Source organism: Psychrobacter sp. 1Y4 (assembly GCF_051847555.1).
Map to the genome: position 1 here is coordinate 1 of NZ_JBPYDE010001086.1, position 533 is coordinate 533.

Below are 533 nucleotides of genomic sequence, written 5' to 3' on the forward strand. Positions count from 1 at the left end.
CGTGTGTAATAATCGCCTCATCAAACATGTCGCCACCGATACGGATAGACTCAGCATAGACGCAACCAGATAGCGCGATAACGGCAATCTCAGTTGTACCACCACCGATATCAACGACCATAGAACCACTGGCCTCATGAACAGGCATGCCAGCACCGATAGCCGCAGCCATTGGCTCTTCTAGCAATAATACTTTGCTCGCGCCTGCTGATGATACTGCCTCACGAATCGCCTTACGCTCAACCAAGGTAGACTTACATGGCACACATACCACAACGTTAGGCTGTGCCATAAAACGCTTGGCTTTTACCTTAGTGATGAAGTGTTTTAGCATTTTTTGCGTCACTTCAAAATCAGCAATTACACCGTCTTTTAGCGGGCGAATCGCTGTGATATTGGCAGGCGTACGACCCAGCATTTGCTTGGCATCGATACCCACAGCAGCGACGGTCGGGTTTTGAGTACGATTACTGCGTAACGCGACCACCGTAGGCTCGTCAAGTACGACGCCTTTATTAGGAATAAAAATAAGG

Annotated in this window: 1 protein-coding gene; it reads right to left on the reverse strand. The window is 48.8% G+C overall.

All coding sequences use genetic code 11. From position 1 onward, the window contains the following. Positions 1–533: rod shape-determining protein (locus tag ACS8FC_RS20550; protein WP_439298144.1), on the reverse strand; the 533-nt coding region annotated here is incomplete at both ends.